17 protein-coding genes are annotated in these 19,148 nt (G+C 54.7%); 10 read left to right on the plus strand and 7 right to left on the minus strand.

Going from position 1 to position 19,148, the window contains the following annotated elements; genetic code table 11:
• Nucleotides 1-18 precede the first annotated feature (18 nt).
• Genes LEPIL_RS02855 through LEPIL_RS02865 form a run of 3 tightly spaced genes read left to right on the plus strand, consistent with a single transcriptional unit; the run spans nt 19 to nt 2,893 of the window.
• Nucleotides 19-1,140: a glycosyltransferase gene (locus LEPIL_RS02855; protein ID WP_002769754.1), complete on the plus strand. Its 1,122-nt coding sequence runs from the start codon at nt 19-21 to the stop codon at nt 1,138-1,140.
• A complete protein-coding gene (locus tag LEPIL_RS02860; RefSeq protein WP_002769757.1) occupies nt 1,137-2,183 on the plus strand; it encodes a metallophosphoesterase family protein in 1,047 nt (348 codons plus the stop codon). Before LEPIL_RS02855 ends, LEPIL_RS02860 begins: the two co-directional genes overlap by 4 nt.
• Nucleotides 2,180-2,893 carry a hypothetical protein gene (locus LEPIL_RS02865; RefSeq protein WP_002769758.1) on the plus strand — a complete coding sequence of 238 codons (714 nt, stop codon included), beginning with the start codon at nt 2,180-2,182 and terminating at the stop codon, nt 2,891-2,893. The genes LEPIL_RS02860 and LEPIL_RS02865 overlap by 4 nt, the downstream gene beginning before the upstream one ends.
• On the opposite strand, the gene LEPIL_RS02870 is transcribed toward LEPIL_RS02865, so the two are convergent.
• Genes LEPIL_RS02870 through hslU form a run of 3 tightly spaced genes read right to left on the minus strand, consistent with a single transcriptional unit; the run spans nt 2,890 to nt 6,567 of the window.
• Entirely contained in the window at nt 2,890-3,924 is a 1,035-nt protein-coding gene (locus LEPIL_RS02870) for a hypothetical protein (protein ID WP_002769759.1), read from the minus strand. The two genes, LEPIL_RS02865 and LEPIL_RS02870, sit on opposite strands and share 4 nt — an antisense overlap.
• Nucleotides 3,921-5,045: a DUF445 domain-containing protein gene (locus tag LEPIL_RS02875; protein WP_002769760.1), complete on the minus strand. Its 1,125-nt coding sequence runs from the start codon at nt 5,043-5,045 to the stop codon at nt 3,921-3,923. Before LEPIL_RS02875 ends, LEPIL_RS02870 begins: the two co-directional genes overlap by 4 nt.
• A gap of 22 nt (nt 5,046-5,067) precedes the next feature.
• A complete protein-coding gene (gene hslU / locus LEPIL_RS02880; protein WP_002769761.1) occupies nt 5,068-6,567 on the minus strand; it encodes an ATP-dependent protease ATPase subunit HslU in 1,500 nt (499 codons plus the stop codon).
• Nucleotides 6,568-6,831: 264 nt separating this feature from the next.
• On the opposite strand from hslU, the gene LEPIL_RS02885 reads away from it, so the two are divergent.
• The 5 genes from LEPIL_RS02885 to LEPIL_RS02905 all read left to right on the plus strand — a co-directional run bounded on the left by LEPIL_RS02885 (nt 6,832) and on the right by LEPIL_RS02905 (nt 12,194).
• Nucleotides 6,832-7,512 (plus strand): adenylate/guanylate cyclase domain-containing protein, encoded by a 681-nt coding sequence (locus LEPIL_RS02885; protein WP_157135014.1) that lies wholly within the window; start codon nt 6,832-6,834, stop codon nt 7,510-7,512.
• 57 nt (nt 7,513-7,569) lie between these two features.
• Nucleotides 7,570-9,573 carry a methyl-accepting chemotaxis protein gene (locus LEPIL_RS02890; protein WP_002769764.1) on the plus strand — a complete coding sequence of 668 codons (2,004 nt, stop codon included), beginning with the start codon at nt 7,570-7,572 and terminating at the stop codon, nt 9,571-9,573.
• A 42-nt stretch (nt 9,574-9,615) separates the two neighbouring features.
• The gene (locus LEPIL_RS02895) at nt 9,616-10,455 is read left to right on the plus strand and encodes a dioxygenase family protein (RefSeq protein ID WP_002769766.1); all 840 of its coding nucleotides are present in this window, start codon (nt 9,616-9,618) and stop codon (nt 10,453-10,455) included.
• Nucleotides 10,452-11,069 (plus strand): RNA polymerase sigma factor, encoded by a 618-nt coding sequence (locus LEPIL_RS02900; RefSeq protein WP_002769768.1) that lies wholly within the window; start codon nt 10,452-10,454, stop codon nt 11,067-11,069. Before LEPIL_RS02895 ends, LEPIL_RS02900 begins: the two co-directional genes overlap by 4 nt.
• 174 nt (nt 11,070-11,243) lie before the next feature.
• Nucleotides 11,244-12,194: an adenylate/guanylate cyclase domain-containing protein gene (locus LEPIL_RS02905; RefSeq protein ID WP_002769770.1), complete on the plus strand. Its 951-nt coding sequence runs from the start codon at nt 11,244-11,246 to the stop codon at nt 12,192-12,194.
• A gap of 173 nt (nt 12,195-12,367) precedes the next feature.
• On the opposite strand, the gene LEPIL_RS02910 is transcribed toward LEPIL_RS02905, so the two are convergent.
• Together LEPIL_RS02910 and fcpA are read right to left on the minus strand one after the other, a co-directional pair.
• Nucleotides 12,368-13,369 (minus strand): NAD(P)H-dependent glycerol-3-phosphate dehydrogenase, encoded by a 1,002-nt coding sequence (locus LEPIL_RS02910; RefSeq protein WP_002769771.1) that lies wholly within the window; start codon nt 13,367-13,369, stop codon nt 12,368-12,370.
• Nucleotides 13,370-13,505: 136 nt separating this feature from the next.
• Entirely contained in the window at nt 13,506-14,414 is a 909-nt protein-coding gene (gene fcpA / locus LEPIL_RS02915; protein ID WP_002769773.1) for a flagellar coiling protein FcpA, read from the minus strand.
• A 448-nt stretch (nt 14,415-14,862) separates the two neighbouring features.
• On the opposite strand from fcpA, the gene LEPIL_RS02920 reads away from it, so the two are divergent.
• Both LEPIL_RS02920 and folK read left to right on the plus strand, forming a co-directional pair.
• Nucleotides 14,863-15,735 (plus strand): ATP-binding protein, encoded by an 873-nt coding sequence (locus tag LEPIL_RS02920; protein ID WP_002769775.1) that lies wholly within the window; start codon nt 14,863-14,865, stop codon nt 15,733-15,735.
• 50 nt (nt 15,736-15,785) lie between these two features.
• A complete protein-coding gene (gene folK, locus LEPIL_RS21500) occupies nt 15,786-17,426 on the plus strand; it encodes a 2-amino-4-hydroxy-6-hydroxymethyldihydropteridine diphosphokinase (protein WP_052608130.1) in 1,641 nt (546 codons plus the stop codon).
• Nucleotides 17,427-17,454: 28 nt separating this feature from the next.
• On the opposite strand, the gene LEPIL_RS02930 is transcribed toward folK, so the two are convergent.
• Both LEPIL_RS02930 and LEPIL_RS02935 read right to left on the minus strand, forming a co-directional pair.
• Nucleotides 17,455-18,498 carry a S1C family serine protease gene (locus LEPIL_RS02930; RefSeq protein WP_002769777.1) on the minus strand — a complete coding sequence of 348 codons (1,044 nt, stop codon included), beginning with the start codon at nt 18,496-18,498 and terminating at the stop codon, nt 17,455-17,457.
• Nucleotides 18,499-18,593: 95 nt separating this feature from the next.
• Nucleotides 18,594-18,977 carry an Hsp20/alpha crystallin family protein gene (locus tag LEPIL_RS02935; RefSeq protein WP_002769778.1) on the minus strand — a complete coding sequence of 128 codons (384 nt, stop codon included), beginning with the start codon at nt 18,975-18,977 and terminating at the stop codon, nt 18,594-18,596.
• Between the last annotated feature and the right edge of the window lie 171 nt (nt 18,978-19,148).

Below are 19,148 nucleotides of genomic sequence, written 5' to 3' on the forward strand. Positions count from 1 at the left end.
GATGTTTTTGTTCCTTATATGACGATAAGGACCGGAACAGCGTCACCGAAGGTGGCCATCCTGCACGACTGGTTAACGGGCATGCGCGGCGGCGAAGCGGTGCTTGAAGCGTTGCTTGACCTGTATCCCGAAGCCGAGCTTTTCACTCTCCTGCATCTGAAGGGCAGCTGCTCGGATCGTATCGAAAGTCGTCCGATCCATACGTCCTTTATCGACAGACTTCCTCTGCGCGGACGTTTTTACAGACATTACCTTCCTCTTTTCCCCACGGCGATCGAAGAATTCGACTTTCACGGCTTCGATCTCGTCATATCAAGCTCTCACTGTGTGACGAAAGGAGCGATCGTTCCGCCCGGAGTTCCGCATATCTCGTACGTGCACAGCCCCATGCGTTATGTGTGGGATATGTACAGAGAATACTTTCCGGGCCGCGGCCTGACACAGAAGTTCGTCATCCCGTTTTTCGCGAACTATCTGCGTATGTGGGATGCAGCGTCGGCGCATCGTGTGGACCGGTATGTGGTAAACTCTTCTTTCGTAGGGGAACGCGTAAGACGTTTCTATGGAAGAGAATCGGTCGTGATTCATCCGCCCTGCGTCGAGACGTTCGGGGCAACACCCGCTTCGACAAGAGAGGACTTCTATCTTGTGTACGGCGCGATGGTGCCTTATAAAAGGATCGATCTTGCCGTTAAGGCCTTCAAGGAAAGCGGGCGAAGGCTTGTTGTTGCCGGTCACGGGCCTGAAAAGGCTCGTTTACAGGAGCTTGCAGGCAAAGCGAAGATCGAATTCATCGATCGCCCCGATCGGAATCAGTCGAGGGAGCTTTTCGAAAAGGCTCGCGCCCTTATCTTTCCGGGCGTCGAGGATTTCGGAATCGTTCCCGTCGAGGCCCAGGAACGGCGATGCCCCGTAGTCGCCTTTCGCCGCGGAGGAGCCCTGGAAACGGTCGTCCATCAGAGGACCGGGTATTTCTTTGAGGAGCAGAGCCCGCAATCGCTAAACGCCGCCCTCGATCGTTTCGAAGGGCTGAGCTTTCGCGAATCGGAGTTTCGCAAGAATGTGCTGCGCTTCACCGCCGATACCTTTCGCCACAAGATGGCCAGAGAGATCGACGACCTGCGCCGGAGAGGCCTGTGATTCGAATCGTTTATACAACGGATATTCATGACGCCCTGAAAGAGCTTCGCGTTCTTCTTACGAAGACCGAGGCCGATCTCTATCTTCTTTCAGGCGACATCCTCTATCATGCCTTCTATGACGACATGAAGGTGTATGAATTCGTATGTTTACAGGAAGAATTCTACGCCCTTGCTAAAGAAGAAGGCCGTTCGATCGTTCCCTATGATCTGGCGACCGAGATTCTTCGTAACAACGAGGGAGGTTATCCGGCCGAAACCGTTCTCAAGGCCGCCGAATACCGTATCCTCTTTCATCGGGCCTCGCGCACGATGAAAGAAAAATACGGCATGATTGAAGACCTGATTCGCAAGTACGGCAACGCCGCGTCTTTCGTGCTTCCCGGGAACTACGACATCGACCTGCGTTATACGGCCCTTTCGTCGCGCAACCTGCATAAAAATACGATGTATTTCGAGAATCTGACGCTTGCCGGCTACGGCGGCGCTCCGATCGCCACATCGGGAATTCCCGAGAAACTGGCCGTTCCATATCAGGAGGCCGGCCGCGGAGTGGAATTTTACTCCGAGCCTTACGACTTCTTCGTCGAAGTGGAGCCCGATATTCTTGTGCTGCATAACCCTGCCTACGGCTACTTCGACCGTATTCCCACGCTCGGCCACGTAGGATCAAACGGCATCCGTAACTATCTGGACGATCATCCCGCGACGCTCGTGCTGTCAGGGCACGTGCACGAGGACTATGGTGTGATGATGAAAAGCGACGGAACGGTGCTCATGAATCCGTCGAATTTCGGCGGCGTCGATTCGCCTTACGGCTTTCAGCACGGCGGACTTTTCGCAGAGATTCTGATCGATACGGATTCGCGAAGCGTGCAGGAGATCTTTTTAAAGAGGCTGAAAGGCAATCAGATCTGCGACCTGCTTCATGTGCGAAGAGATGAGAACCGACTTGTCGGCGAACTGATGAAAGACGCCGCCGAATCGTCCATCGACCTCGGTCTTTTTTTGCGCGACCGGAACGGAACGGTGATCGATCTATGAGACCGCCTTTTGCCGATCATGCGCTGATCAAGCAGTTCAACGAAATCAAGCGATACTTCCGCACCTACGAGACTGGAGTTAGCCGCGACCGTATGCGCGACTTCCGACGGTTTGCTCGTATGCTGCTTCATGCCGGTTACGATGTCGCTTTCGATTTCGTGGGATCGGTAAATTTCGGCGTCGCCGAATCGGCGTCGGATGTCGACTTCGTTCTCTATATAAGATGCGAGAACGGTTATACAGGCGACTGCGATCCGAAAAACTGCCACACCCTGCCGCAGATCGAAAACCTTATTCTCAAGACGCTGATGACGGAATACGTGAAAGAACCCTACAATACGCAGGTCATCGACTGCATCAACCTCGGCCAGCTTGAGATCGAATTGCAGAAGCCCGTTCCCGAAAGCTCCGTCGCCTTTCGTTTCGCCTTCTATCGATCGATCTGCAGAGGCGTCAATCTTCGCGTCTTACGTCCGTTTCATCGCGCCCTGTTACAGAATCAGGCCCTGATCGAGGCCATGCAACCCGAGCTCGATAACGTATTTCAGGGATTGACGCGATCGCTTCCACATCAGCTTTCTTTTGAGAAATATCGCGTCCGTCTCGGTTCGAGCGGAGTGCACATACCGGTGTCACTTATGGAAAAGATACAGAACCATCTGCACTATGTAGATCAGCAGCGAGCAGAAGAAACGGATTGTGACGGCTAAACGCCCCGCGCCTTCAGATACTGAAAGAGACGCCAGTAGCTCTCCTCTCTGTCAGAAAGGACGTCGTCATGCTGTTTGATCTTGTCCATGCTCTCACGGCAGAAGCGCAGCTCGGCCTGATCGCTGATAAAGTCGGCCTCGATCATCGATAGCAACTGATCATAATCCTGACGGCGTAAAAGAATACGGATGACCATGTTCGGCCCGAACGTACGCATGACCATATCCCATGTGAATCCGCTTTTCTGAGCCGCTTCGAATTGCTTCCAATCGGGTTGGTCGACGGCTCTTCGCGGGTTGCCTTCAATTGATGCCGGGACTCCTGTGGCTGAGACGTCCGGGTCGATTGACTCGGGTATAACCTCCTGGAAGCCAGACATCGTAAAGTGAAGCTCCTCTTCGACCTTCTTTTTCTGCACGGGCGGCGACGCATCGCCCCGGCTCGAAGCACGCTCAAGCATGGCAATGGCAGCATTGCGACGTTCCTGTACCTTCGCCGGATCCATCATGTGTCCGTCACGCTGAAACATCTCACGGTAGTCGGTTACCACGGTCAGGATTTTGCACTGCACGTAAAGCTTCCGGTGATCGTCCGTCATTTCGTAATAAAAGGCGGAGTTTTTACTTATGGAGTGGATGCGCGTAAAGTCGGCAGCGGCTCCGTTCAACTTCTGATAGAGAACGCCGACTTCCTGCGCCAGCGTTCGCAGAACGGCGTCAATCAGAGCCGAGCTGTTATAGAGAAAGTGAACATCGTCAAAACGATCGGTTTCGGGCGAAATCGGTACCGGTAAGAGTTCATAGCTCTGTCCGAGCATCCAGAGCACAGGAGCGACATAGGCCGGCGAAAGGCCTCGCTGTTTCAGATCTCTCTGCATGATGCGATAATCAGGGAGGCGTTCAATATAATCGATATAGGTTAACGAATTGTGCTGCTGCACGAGCTGTTTGACCGTGCTCGCCGATTCCGTCATCATCGCCGCATTAAAGTCTTCGGGCACAGGCGGCATGGATTTCAGATACGGATTCATCGATCTCCTTTCATACGCATGAGAGTCGCATCGATCAGGAATAACCCTGCTCCGGCGGCTCCGAACAGAATAAAGGACTCCAGAGGAAGCCAGATAAACAGGCCGCCGAGAATACCCAGGATGCAACCGAGATACTGAATATAATCGAGCTGATCGGATGTCGAATACAGAAGAAGTTTTTCGAGGCGCATTTCGTCGAATCCTTCCAGATTGCGCGTTACAATGTTCTGAATATTGATACGCTCTACGAGAAAGATAACCGTATTCAGGATAACGTCTTCAACAAAATCATCATTTGATTCGATCCAGTCAGGAAGACGATCCAAATACTCGTTCAGCGTTTTTTCATGATGGTCCAGTGACAGGGTCATCGAATCAAGAGCTTCGAGAATACGATCGGCGATCTCGCGGTCTCCGCCTATAAAACGGTAGATTTTCAAAAGACCGCTTTCAAGCCCGCCCAGACCTTCGAAATCGAATCCTTTCACAAAGGCATGCATGCTGGATCGAAATTCATCGGACTTAATAATGCGATTGAGATAATGCTCGAGCATGCGCAACAGATCGTCGCGAAACTCCGGCAGAGCCAGCGTTTCGCGCATCGACCGATTGAAGCTCTGCATGTGCCGACGCACCAGGCCTTCCTGTTTTACCTGCTTCAGAATCAGATCGGAGTTGATGATCTCTTTGCTGATACTCTCGCCGAGCTTGCGGGCGATCTTCTGCTTGCTTGCCGGTATCAGACCCTGGCCGAGCAGAGGCCGTCTCTTTCGCGGATGAAAGAGCATCTTGATGGCGATGTAGTTCGTTCCGAATCCGACAAGACCGGTGACGGCAACCATGCGAATCAGGCCGTCGAGCATGACGGGAGCATCGCGCCAGGGCAAATTCCACGAACCAGATACATCCCATTTCAGCGAGACAAGGAAAACGATCCCTGTTAGCCACGGAAGCGCTTTCAAAAAGAGCATCACGGCATTGAAGTGAGACTTCGCTGCCGGGCCTTCGGGTTCACCCGGCTCTTCATCGGGCACGAATCGATGCAGCCATCGATCGAGAAAACGATCAAATGTGGGATGCCCGGTGCCTGGCCCTGTGTTCGCTGTCTTTTTTTCATTCATACTGAATACCGGGTAAAGCGCCTCAGAGAATGTACTGGCTGAGGTCTCGGTTCTCGACGATGCCTTTCAATCGTGCCTGCACATAGGCCTTATCGATAACGACGTTGCGATCGTCTCCCTGTCTCTCCGGAGCGTCGAACGAAACGTCTTCAAGCAGCTGTTCCATCATCGTATAAAGCCTGCGAGCGCCGATATTCTCGGTCTTCTCGTTCAGATCATAGGCCATCGCCGAGATTTCATCCAGAGCGTCGTCGGTGAATGTAAGCGTGATACCTTCGACGGCAAGCAACTCTACGGCCTGCCGCGTCATCGAATTCTCGGGAGCGGTCAGGATGCGCCTGAAATCGTCACGCGTTAACTTCTCAAGCTCGACGCGCAGCGGAAAGCGACCCTGCAACTCGGGAATCAGATCGGCCGGACGCGACATATGAAATGCTCCGGCGGCGATAAAGAGAATATGATCGGTGCGCACCGCACCGTATCGCGTGTTCACCGTCGAACCCTCGACGATCGGTAAAAGGTCCCGTTGCACGCCTTCGCGCGATACGTCGGGCCCCTGCGCTCCACGTCCGGCGATTTTGTCGATCTCGTCAAGAAAGACGATGCCCATCTGCTCCGTGCGCTTGATCGCCTCGGACTGCACGCGGTCGGGATCGATGAGCTTTTCGGACTCCTGCTGATGGATGATCCTTCTCGCCTCTTCGACCGTTACCCGACGCTTCTTGCGCTTCTTCGGTAGCATATCGCCGAGCATGTTCTGAATCTGCGAATCGAAATCTTCGCCGCCCGGAGCGTTGCTCAATTGAATCATGGGAATGCCGGGCATCTCGACCTCGATCTCAATCTCGCGACGATCCATCTCTCCGGACCTGAGCTTTTCGCGCATCAGCTCACGAAGGCGACGACGACGCTCCTCTTCTTCGCCCGATGCCGTCTGCTTCTCCTGCTCGGCCTGCATGCCCGACTGAACCTGCTGCCCGAACTTAGAAAGGTCAGAGAAAGCGCGAAAGAGATTCATCGGATCAGAAGGCCCTTTCGATTCGGCGCGCGAATCAGGAATCAGATAATCCAGCAGACGTTCCTCTGTGTGTTTTGTCGCCTGTTCTTCGACCGCTTCGCTGGCCTCGCGCTTCACAACGTTAATCGCATTCATCAAAAGATCGCGGATCATCGACTCGACGTCGCGACCGACATAGCCGACCTCGGTGAACTTCGTCGCCTCTACTTTAACAAAAGGCGCTCCGGTTAGACGGGCCAGTCGACGGGCGATCTCAGTTTTACCGCATCCCGTCGGACCGATCATGATAATATTCTTCGGGTGAATCTCTTCTTGAAGAGCCGCATCTGTAATGCGCTGCCTGCGCATGCGGTTGCGGATCGCAAGGGCGACGGCCTTTTTCGCCGCCTTCTGTCCCACGATATAGCGATCGAGTTCATCGACGATCTGCCGCGGAGTCATCTCTTCAAGGACGGGCCGGCCGCGGCCGTCTGCATATTCTACGGAGGTTTGATTGAATTCCATAAACTGAGAGCATTTCAGACCGACGATCCAGCCTGTCAACAATCAGAACCGGTCAGAAGCAGATTGACACCGAAAAGGCACCGCACAAAATCAAAACCAGACACTGGCGTACCAGTAGGAGCCATCTCTAAAATGGATTCTTCTGGCGTTAGTTTTTGAGATAGCCTGTAGAGACTCACAAGATAAAATAAAGAAAAAGGCTGGCAACCCATGCAGCACCACGCTCCTTCTCATAAAGTTCGAGATCCGGCAAAAATCGCGCGTATGCGCAGGATTTTGCGAAAGTACATTCCTCCAGGCCTCATCCACCATATCAGAGATGCGGCCGACCAGGAGCTTGACTTCATTCCCAACAGAGAGGCCACGCTGACCTTTCTCTTTGCCGACCTCGTTTCCTTTACTTCGTGGGCCGAAAATCGCACGCCCGATGAAACGGTTCATATGCTCAACCTCAGCATCGGCGCCACCAGCTCCGTTATCCTGCACTGGGGCGGCCATGTGAACAAATTCATGGGAGATTCTCTCTTTGCTACGTTTGAAGATCCGGTCAGGGCCGTCGGCGCCGGTATTGAAATGCAGAAGCAGTTTCAGATTCTCAACCTTATAGGCATGAAAGATGCCTCAAGCGAGATCCGCGTACGTATCGGCATACACACGGGACCGTGCATCCTCGCCAGCATCGGAACGGACGACTTCATGGATTTCACCGCAATCGGAGACTCGGTGAATATCGCTTCCCGCCTTGAGAAATCATGCCGCCCTGGAGCCGTCATCGTATCGAAATCAACGGTGGGGCTTATGGAAGATCAGATCTTGATCTCGCATCCGATCACGGTTGAGGCGAAAGGAAAATCGGCGCCGCTGGATGCATGGTATGTCGATCGGATTCGTTATACAGGGCCCCGTGGCACGATCGAAACCGGGCTTGACGACGAGCTTTTTTAAGGCTGCAAAATCCGTAAATGATTGCCCGCATATCGCCGCATTCGAATCTGCGGTGATATGCAGATGCGCTCTCTTTCCATTCGACATAAAATGATTCTCGGATTGCTTGCTATCACGGGAATCCTAACGCTGATCTATTCTGTGCAGGCCCTTTACGGGATGGGTCGCCTTATTGATCTGCACAGAGAGGCCATGGCGCATAACCTTGCAGCAGCAACGGAGGCTCGCATGGCCTCCATGCTGCGATCGACGGAACTGGCCCTCTCTCCTATCATCAACGATGACAGAGTGCTGGATGCCTTTGCTGATCGAGATCGGCAACGCTTGCAGACTCTGACCTCACCGATATGGAAGGACCTGCATGCAAAAGGCATCGCTCAGTTTCAGTTTCATACCGCCCCGGCGACGTCGTTTCTGCGGCTGCACCAACTCGATAAATTCGGCGACGACCTTTCGTCGTTTCGACTAACCGTCGTCGAGGCCAATCAAAAGGGCAAAACGGTGGCCGGGCTTGAAGAAGGCCGGGGAGGCTTCGGCTTTCGCGTCGTTATTCCGTTAAAGCGTGACGGAAAGGCGATCGGGTCGGTCGAGCTTGCCCAGAACTTCGAGAAGGCCTTTCTGTCCGATCTGAAGGCCGATCTCGGCGGCGAGTATTTTCTCTATCGCTTCACCGACGTCGACGGCGCATCCTGGAATAAAGGAGATGCCCTTCTCGCCTCCACCGCAGAAGAAGACGCGCATCCTCCTGAATCGCTTGCCTCGACGGAATGGCAGAACCGACCTTACAGCACCACGATGCGGGGCGACACGCTCATCGCCACGATTCCGGTTAAAGACTATTCCGGTCGGGCCGTCGGTCTTATCGTCGCTCATATCGATTTGCATAACTTTGAAGCCGAAAAACGGTTGCTCTTCATATTTTTTCTGGGCACGGGATTGATCGGCGTCGCCGCTTCGGTCTTCGCCGCTTCAAGGCTTGTACGGCTCGTGTTTGTTCCCTTAGCGGAATGCATTCGCGTTGCCGGACGAATATCAGAGGGAGATTTAACCGAAGGCCTCGATGAGAAACGAAACGACGAAATCGGCGCGATCTATCGCTCCCTCAATACGATGCGCATTCGATTGACCGAGCTTCTGAGCGAGCTATCTCTGACGGCCCGAAAAACCAGTCATGCGGCCAGAGAGCTACAGATCGGCACAGAAGAGGTGACGACGTCGGCGCAACAGGTATCAAAAACGATGGAGCAGATGGCCGGCGAGTCCGCAGATTTAAGCGAGCATGCCCGCCGCAGCCGCCTGGCAGCCGGAGACCTCGAAAAAACAGGAAAGGCCGTACAGGAAACCGCCCGCAAAACGGGAGAACAATCGGCAGCCGTCCGCCAGTCCTCGCGCGAGGCGGCCCTTGCTGCTCGAGAATCGGATGAGCGGCTTGAAAAGATATCAAATCAGCTTGCTCGCTCGGCCGAGTCGGTGCAGGCGCTTGGCAGAAGCCTGGAGCAGGTGCGAGAATTCGCCGGTACCATCCAGAATATCTCTGACGAGATCAACCTGCTTTCGCTGAACGCCTCTATCGAGGCCGCACGTGCCGGTGAGGCGGGCCGTGGATTCGCCGTCGTAGCACAGCACGTAAGCCGCCTCGCCGACGAATCCGGCAAGGCCGTTTCAGACATCCACCGCACCATCGAATCCGTGCTGAAAGATTCAAAGACGACATCGGCAAACATACTCGCCGGCAATAAAGAGATGAATGAAAGCGCAAGCGCCTTGCATGGCGTTCTGTCCACGATGGAAAGCATCGACGGCATGATTGGAAAGGTCGACGATTTCGTTCAATCCATCGCGGCATCGGCCGATCGCCAGAGCAAAGAAGCGGCGGAGGTCTTGCGAGCGATGGACCAGGTGGCCGGCCTTGTTGAGAGCTCCGCCTCGGCCACCGAAGAGGTCGCCGCAAGCATGGAAGAGATCACCGGGCTTATGAACTCGCTGAAGGCAGCCTCAAGCGATCTCAGTGGAATGGCTCAGAGCATCCAGAAAGACACGGAACGCTTCAAGCTCGCCTGATTTTTTTTCGAATCGCTTTCTGCTTTGAGAACACCAATAGATATGCAGTCAGGCGAAGGACAGATCTACGGCCTCATCGCTCCGCATGCTCCCACCCTGCTCGAGGACGAACAGGACGGACGCAGCGGAGCGGTCATCCAGGCCCTGCGTTCGCTCGGCCACTTCTTTCTCGAAGAAGAGATCGATGTCGTCGTCGCCGCATCGACACACTGGCTTGCTGATGAGATGCTTGTCGACGGCTCGGCACATCATCGCACCATCCACGATTATTACGGATTCCGCGTGCAGCTACAATACGACGCTCCCGGTCATGCCGATCTGGCGGCAGCCATCGTCGAAGAGGCGAATCGTATGCTGCTCTTCCCTTCTCTCAAGCGACATGGCGTCGATCACGCCGTGACGATTCCCATGCACTTTCTCTTTCCCGATAAGTCGATGCCCGTCGTTCCCGTATCTGTAGGCGGATGCAGGGTCGAGGCCTTCCGCCGCGGACGTGCCATCGCCGAAGCCGTTCGCAAGAGCGGGCTTCGCGTTCTCTTTCTGGCTTCGGGTTCGCTCTCACACGATCTCCAGGCATATCTGGATCATGACTTCGATCCCGAGCATGAACGCTTCGATCGTCATGTGCTCGATCTGCTCGAACGTGGCCGCGGCATGGAGATGGATTCCATCGAACCGGCGCTCATCAACCGCGCCATGCCCGAAGGATGGTTCCGCGACCTGTACATGCTTCTCGGTGCCATGGGCTCGCGCGCAACGGCCCGTGTGATGGCCTACGAGAGGCTTCCAGGAGTCGGCCTCGGCGTCGCCTGTTTCGAACGCTCCGCCTCGACAGAGCAGGACGATATCGCTCACAGTAATTATATTGAGGAGAACCTATGAATGCAAACGACGAACAGATCCTGACACTCGTAAAACAGGAGCGGCGTGACGAGGCGATGCGGCTTTTTGTAAGGCGATTTCAGGAGAAGATCTATTCCGTCGCCTATCGCATGTTTCTCAACCATGACGACGCACTCGACGTATCGCAGGAGACGCTGATCCAGGCCGACCGAGCCCTGTCCGGATTTCGTGGTGATTCGTCGCTTGATACGTTCGTCTACCGCATCACCACGAACGTCTGCCTGAACTACTGCCGTAAGCAGGCTCGTCGCCGCACCGTCGATCCGTTTGATTCGCAGCGCATCTTCGAATCGCTACGAGCCGGGGCAGAATCAGAGCCCGACGTTCAGTGCGAAAGAAAGGCAAAGGAAAAGATGCTCGAAGCGGCCTTGCAGAAGATACCCGAACATCTTCGCATCCCCGTTATTCTGCACGATCTCGAAGGGCTGACCGTTCCAGAAATCGCAGCGGTACTTGAGCGAACTCCTGCTGCGGTGAAGTCATCTCTGCACAGGGCAAAGCAGTCTTTGAAGAGCATCCTTTCGTCGGGCATTGACGTGCCGGGAGAAGAGGAAGCCGGTCGATTCGTCTTCAGCGGATCTGAGATCGTCTGATCGGTCCGCAGTGCTGATAGCCGATCTTTCTGCATCCGCCTATGTCAATGTGTGAATGCAGTTCATTATGCACAGGGGCCGGGGTCGATTTTCTGCTTTTTTTACTGTAAGGCATTCCCTTCTGCAAAAAAAGGGAAAAAAACACATAGATAGCCGTGTGAGAAGAGGAATCCGATGAGCACCATACCCGAACCCCTGAAAATCCAGATTATATCCGTCGTCGCGCAGAATCTCAATATCGAAGAGATCGATATACTCGGCCGTCATCTTGATCCAAAGTTCAAGGCGCATCTGCTTTCGGGCGAGCCATTTGGAATCACGCTACGCCCCGACCAGGCCGCCCGCACGCTCGTCAAACACTTCGACTCACGCGGATTACTGACGAATATCCTGAGCCTTCTCGTGCACATGCATTCGTATCAGGACGCAAGCATCATAGGCCGGGTCGCCTCGCTTCAGGGCCTTGACACCGTTTTACAGAATCTTGGAACGATGGGATTGAAGTTCGATCCCATGACGGGTACTCTTGTCGAGGCCCGTGACGACGATTCCGTCAACTGGGGTTTCTTAAAAGAGGGCGAGGTCTATCACTTCTGCCATCTATCGATCGACATCGCCGGCAACTCTCAACTACAGATCAAGTATCCGAAGTCCGAGATCGAAGTCGTGTATAACAACTTCTACACGATGCTCAAACGCATCGTCAAAGAGCATAACGGCCAGGTCTGGAACTGGGCCGGCGACGGCGGCATCGTAACCTTCTATCTCGGCGATAAGGTTCAGGATGCCGTCTTCTGCGCCCTTGAACTCCAGCTACAGCTTGTACTGTTCAATCTGTCACGCAGCCGCAACCGCTTCGACGAACCGCTGCGCCTGCGCATCGCCGCTCATGACGGGTTAACCGTCTATAAAGAGAACAAAGGCACCATACTCTCAGAGGCCATCAACTACGTCGCTCACCTTGAAAAAGGAGGCACGCCCGTTCACTCCGTTTCCATCTCGAAGTCCGTCTATGGCAATCTGCAGCCGCGTCTTCAGGCTATTTTCAAGCACATGGGAGTGTTTGAGAACATCGAATACTATAACGCCTCAACGATGCTGGACTGGATGAAGGAAGACCGTTAATAGCCAAGAGACTCAAATCCTCGAAAGGTACGAAAAACGTGAAACTCGATGACCGGCTTTCACCAGACTTGAACAACAGGCGACCGGATAACCGAAACTAATAAATCGGAGTGCGACTCTCCGGCACGCTGCCCCTTTTCGTGCACTTTCGTGCTTTTCGTGGACACCCTCTTCTAAAACGTCTCTTTTTTCAGCTCGCGGTTCATCAGCTCGTAAGCGGCGCGAGACGGATCGAGGCCTTCATAGAGCATGCGATAGACGGCCTCGGTGATGGCGAGCTCGAGGCCAAGCTGCTTTGCAAGCTCAAAGGCGGACTGTGACGTTGCCACGCCTTCGGCCACCTGATTCATCTCAGCTGCAATCTGTTCCATGGTCATGCCCTGGCCGAGTTTGTAGCCTACGGTTCGGTTACGACTCAGCTCGCCCGTGCAGGTTAACACAAGGTCGCCAAGTCCTGATAGGCCGAGAAAGGTGAGCGGATTGGCGCCTTTCGCCTTGCCCATACGCGTGATCTCGGCCAGGCCTCGCGTGATAATCGCGGCGCGAGAGTTATGCCCGAGGTTCAGACCGTCTGAGACGCCTGCTGCGATGGCGATGACGTTTTTCAGCGCACCGCCGACCTCGACGCCGACGACATCATCGGTCCAGTAGGTTCTGAAAAACGAACAGAAGAAGTCTTTCTGAATCTGAAGGGCAACCTCTTCGTTTTTCGAGGCGATGCTCACGACCGTAGGAATCTTCTGCACGATCTCTTTTGCAAAGCTCGGGCCCGATAGATAAGCCAGCGATTTATGGAATTTTCCAGGAAGCTCTTCTTCGAAGATCTCAGATACGATACGATGTGTTCCCTGCTCGATACCCTTTGCCGCAGAAACGATGGGTACGCCGGCAGGCAAGAGATCGCGCACCTGCTTGATGACCGATGTGAGGCTTTGCGTTGGAATACCAAACACGATCAGCTTCGAGGCAAAGAGCGCCTCGGCGACGTCGGTGGTCGCTTGCAGATTATCGGGAAGCTGAAGTCCGGGAAGATAGCGAGTATTCTCGTGCCTTTCGTTGATGTCGGCGACAAGGCTTTCGTTGCGAGCGTAGATGAGAACGTCCCAGCCTTTATGGGCAAGAACGAAGCCCAGGGCCGTGCCAAACGAACCGGAACCGAGAACAGCTGCTTTCATGCACGCAGCATGATCGGCGGTTAAGCTCGGTCAATCGCGAAAAGCGACTCTGCGCGAATCCCGAATTAGCGGGCTGCAACAGAAAAGGATCTGGCTTGCGCCAGATCCCTTCCATTACCGGAGGTGCGAACCCGGATCAGGGCATCACCGAGATGATTTCGTCCCGGTTGACGAGATTCACAACGTGCTTGTATTCAGCGGATTCCTTGCCGTATTTCAGCTCGGTCGCACGCAGAAGGTGCACGTTCTTTTTATAACGGAAGCGGAACATCTGATCTTCGGTACCCATTTTGTACCTCTTGATCATGTTCTCCTGAAAGGCGTAGCACTGCGACAGATACTTTTGCGCAGGATATTCCTTCTCGTTCTGATCCAGTTCGAGATAGAGTTCGATGATCGGGATGGACTGCGGCAGGTTGCCGAGGTCATACTGATACATCACCCAGTTACGATAGATGGCCGACAGAAGTCGTTTGAACGGCTCCTTCTCACGAAGGTCGGGGTTCAGGATTTCGTCCATGTAGTTGATGGCACGTGTGAAGTATGTGACGGCCTCCATTTTGGCCTGTCTCCTCATACGTCCGATCTGACGCTCTTCCTGAGCCTTACGGTCAACAACCTGCCAGTACCATTTTTCGTTCAGACGCTTCGCCTCGGCAGCCTGCTTGCGGAACAGCTCCACCTCGTCGCGCATCTTGATGATGGCGTTTACGCCGGACTGAAAAGAAGACAGTGCAAGACGATACTTGTTGTTGGCAAACGCCTTCGACAGGCGGTGCAGTTCGGTGAAGGCCGGATCGTAGTCACGATAGTCGGCATTCTTCCACAGCTCCTCGGCCTTCAGGTTTCGGGCCCGGATCTGCTTTGCTTCATCGCTGAGCGTTGACTCGTCCACCTCTTCGGTGACCAGTTCGCCCGGCGAGGGTTCATAGGGAGTGGGATTGGCCGGGTTTACGACCGTGTTTGGGTCCGTCGGAGCCTGAGCGAAGACGGGAGAAGCCAGAACGATCAATAAGCCAGCAAGGGTGATTCCTGCGTGTTTCATATGCGCACCTTTTCCAGATAGGATTCGGAAACCTCCGTTACGCTACCTATCGGACGTGATTTAAGAAAAATTAAGATCTGCGAGAAAAACAATCCGGCCTGGCCAGAAAAGATTAAAAAACCTGGCAAAACCGTTCGAAAAAGACTGATTCACCCACAATTCCCATCTTTCCAGCGTGCTGGAAGCGGCTCAGAAAAGCGAGCGCTTTTCGGTTACCGAAAACCCGCTCGTGACAGATGTAAGCGTTGATCCCCGAGTTTACCTGCCCGCACGCGGCCAGAGTAAACCTCGGAGGGCACAGAGAACGCTGAGGTGGAAAAGGCTGTTAGAACCAGCTTAATGTGATTTGCCTTTTCTGCGGCCTCTCCTCCTCCAACCCTCAGTGATTGAACTCTGGTTTTACTCGTTTTGTACTTCTTTTTTCCGGTACGTCTGCGAAACCGGGCCTATGCAGGCCGGCTCCCCCTTGAATGCCCTGAAACGCCAGCTGGAAAGCCAGGCGAAGGGATACGGCCGCCCCGATTGCCCGATCTGCAACGGCGTGGGCATACTCTTTGATCCGCATTTTGCCGCCCATCAGGGAGCCTACCGACTCTGCAAATGCGTTGAAGAGCAGTCTCTCTGCGACGGCAATCCGCCCTACGACTACTACGACGAAGAGAAAAATGCCATCGTGCCCTGCCCGACCAAACCGGCACGCATGGCGCTGAAGCGCATCCAGCATCTTGAGCGGCATTCGGGCATTCCCGAGCGCTACCGGGGCCGCCTGATCGATTCCATCGACGTCAGCGGCAAGTCGTCGACAAACGTGCTCATCGCCCTCGACCATGCCGTGCATACGATTTATAGCGCAGGCCGCGGCGAGGTGCGCGGGCTCTATCTTTACGGGCCGACGGGCGCCGGCAAAACCCTGCTTTCCTGCGTTATCCTGAACGAGCTCATCCGCCTCTATCAGGTCGAGGCGCATTATGCGAAGATCTCGCGAGATATCATCGGCAAGCTGCGCGACACATTCAATCCGCAATCCGAGGCCTACGGAGAGGGCCGGCGTATCGAGCAGAAGCTCGGTCGCTACCCAGCCCTTGTCATCGACGACTTCGGCGTGCAGCGCGAGTCTCCCTGGGTGAACTCAGTGCTCTATGACCTCATCGATACGCGATACGAGAATAACCTGTTAACCATTCTGACCTCGAACGAGCCGATGGATTCCTGGAAAGACATCTCAGATGGCCGGGTTCTCAGCCGCCTGCGCGAGATGTGCCTTGAAATCCACATGGAGGCCGAGGATTACCGGCTGCGCGAGAGTAAGTCTCTACGATGAGTCACCTTACTGAAAACGATCAACGGCTCCAGAGGCCGAATACCAGCGGAATGAATGAACAGAAGACACGCAAGGCCCTGCTCTCCCTCGGCTCAAACCTGGGGGAACGAGAACAGTATCTGTGTCGGGCCCGAACGGCCATCGCTTCGCGCCATCGTATCGTGCGGCAGAGTCGCGAATTGAATAACGCCGCCCTGATCGTCACCGAACAACCCGACTTTCTCAATCAGATCATCGAGATCGAAACGACCGACAGCCCTGAAGAGCTGCTTCTTTTTTTAAAAGAGATTGAAAGAGATCTCGGTCGTATGCATCGCGAGCGTTACGGGCCGCGAGAGATCGATCTTGACATCCTGATCTTCGAAGATGTGCAGATGCAGACGGACTTCTTGAGATTGCCGCATCCGGGTCTGATCGATCGCGCATATCTTCACGTTTTGCTGGCGGAACCTCCGTTTACCGAAAGCGAAAAAGCCCGCCATATTGACGCCGCCCGCAAGGGTATGCTGTCGACGCTGCTTCTGCCGCTCGGTCTCTTTATCGCCTCTGTTGCCTTCGTTTTTCTTCCCGCAGACGGAGTCGCCGCTCCGATCGTGCCGGCTGAGGCGTTACCCGAGGCCCTGCCCGTTCACGAAAGCGGCTCGTTCTATTATCGATCGCCCGCCTCTGTCGATGCGCAAGAACAGAAGGCCTATGCCGAGGCGCTACAGCTGCACTATGCAGACTTCCAGAATGATCTGAAAAGCGACTTCAAAAAACTTGAGGGTCGCTCTTTCGACGCGTCGTTGCTGAATGATCTGGCCGTCATTGCCGCGGAGGATAACGACCTCGAAGGCGCCGAGGCGTTGTTCCGTCTTTCGCTTTCGCGCAAGGATGCTCTGCCGACTCGCCTGAATCTGATCTTTCTCTATCTGTCACAGAACATCGAAGAGGCCGGTGCGATGCTTGCTGAGCTACAGCTAAAACTGAGCGACGAACGCAGGCTTGCCGTGCTTCAGGCGCTGCGTATTCGCCGCTTCGACGTCGCCGCCGACCGTTTTCTGCGTTCCTGGATGCAGGCCGAGGGCCTTCTTCCGCTTTCCCCTTCTTTGAAGAAGGCAGCAAAAGAAACGGCCGCTCTGTTCGAAACGATGGAGCGAAAAAAAGAGGCCCTTCTGCTCTATCAGGAAATTGACAGCCGCTCGGGCGGAACGGACTCCGACGTCGTTTCGGCGCTCGCTCGTCTGACCGAAGATGTTCTGAAAGACAGAGATCTGGCCCTGTCGCTTTACAGGCGCCTGCTCACCCTGAATACGGCCGTCGATGACGAAGATCTGAGGCATTATGCACAGCTTCTTTTTAAAAGCGGCGATTTCGCCGGTGTAGAACAGGCGCTGAAACGCCTGAAACGACCGTCGATTGACGATATACGCCTTCGTATCACCGCCCGGCTGCGTCTTGATCCTGACGCCGACGTCGATGCTCTGATCGAAGGCGCCTCATCCGTTACGGGAAGCCGCCCGAGAACGCTGTTCCTGGTTAACGACGAGAAGCGACCGGGCCAGCCGTCGCTCTTTGACGGCCTGCTTCTAAACGCGACGCAGGCCACCCTGAAAGGCGATCTGCCATATACGTTGCGCATGGAATTCTTCGGCTCTGCCGATCCGGCCACGATTGCTGAAGATCGCCGTATTCAGCAAGGGGTCTACTGAGAATTGGTCCTGAAATGCCTCCTGCCTTTCAGGGGCGTTCGCCCAGCGTAACCGAAAGCTTCAGCGGTTTGCCATCGCGCAAAAGCTCGATAACGATACGTGCGCCTGCCGGCTTCGGCCCGACGATGCGGATCAGCTCACGGTAGTTTTTCACCGTCTGTCCATCCACGCGCACGATACGATCTCCGGTTCTGATGCCGACCTTTGCCGCCGGGCCGCCATCAATGACTCCGGTTACAAGCGTGCCTTCTTCTTCAATCTGAACGCCGAGGAAGCCGCGACGTACTTTACCGTGTAGACGAAGCTCTTCAACGACCCGTAAAACGTCGTTCATGGGGATGGCGAATCCGATTCCGCCTCCTCCATCCGAGACGATCATGCGGTTCATGCCGATCACCTCGCCGTCAAGATTGATGAGCGGCCCTCCGGAGTTACCCGGATGAATGGCAGCGTCCGTTTGAATATGATTGTTGCCTGGATGGTCGAGCTCGCTGCGCGAAACGGAACTGACGATGCCAAGCGTGAAGCTGCGATCCAGTCCGAAAGGGTTACCCAGGGCGAGAGCGAAATCTCCGACGCGAACGCTATCGGAATCACCCGGATAAATGGGAACGAATTTCTTTTCTTTAAGCGGCACGGTCGGATCCACTTTAAGAAGAGCGAGGTCGGTCATGGCATCGACGCCGATCACCTTCGCCGGGTAGGCCCTGCGATCGATGATAACCTCGACGCTCGACGCTCCCATCACGACATGGGCGTTCGTGCACAGGAATCCCTCCTCGCTCAGGATGAAGCCTGATCCGAGCCCGGCCGGTACGCTGCGATTCTCGTTCTTCTCAAGCAGATCGGTTTTGATAAAGACGACCGAATAACGATAGAGATCATAGATGCGCCTGAATCTCTCCTGAACGACATGCACCTGCGTCTGTGAGGCATCTTCTTTTAACGGGGATTTGCGGTTTGATAGAAAAGGGGCAGCCTGAAGCGAGCCGGCCGCGAGCAGGAACGTTAACAGGCCGTATGACAGGCGCCGGGCGGCGCCGCTGCGAAAAGGGAGAGAAATAACTTTCATCCGTCACAGTATCGACCTGCTCGCAGCCGAAAAAAAGGCCACGAGCAGATCGTTCTTACTCTTCAAAATCTCCGCAAAGACGGCATTCGCGCCTGTCAGGCCTGCTCGCCGCGGATCTGAATCTTGCGAACGACGGGTTCGATACGCGGAAGCACAAGCTTCAGAACTCCGTTTTTGACCGTCGCCTCGATCTTATCACGATCGATTCGATCACCGAGCGTGAACGAGCGGCGATAATCGCCGACGCCATATTCCGCGTAGCGAAGCTTTGAGCCGGTCGGAATCTCTTCGTTCACTTTTGCGTTGATGGTCAGCACGTCTTTTTCAAGCGTGATGTCGACGGACTGCTCATCGGCGCCCGGCACGTCGGCATAGAGAATAAAGCTGGTTTCGTTCTCGAAGATGTCGACGGCCGGGGTATAGAGCTGTCGGCGCTCGCTTCTCGTTTCCTGGTTGGTCTTTTCAAGTACGGCTGTCATGGTCTCCTCCTGTGCAGCTTTGCTGCGGATTCTACAGCAATCGTTTTGCAACGAGCGTGCCAGCTGCAGAACCTGTGATTGCCGCACGAGACCGCCATCACAGAGAGGAATTATGACAGATTGTCAGGCATGGCAGAATCACGAGTCACAGACATCTCCGCCCCGTCGCCG

The organism is Leptonema illini DSM 21528, assembly GCF_000243335.1.
Taxonomy (GTDB): domain Bacteria; phylum Spirochaetota; class Leptospiria; order Leptospirales; family Leptonemataceae; genus Leptonema; species Leptonema illini.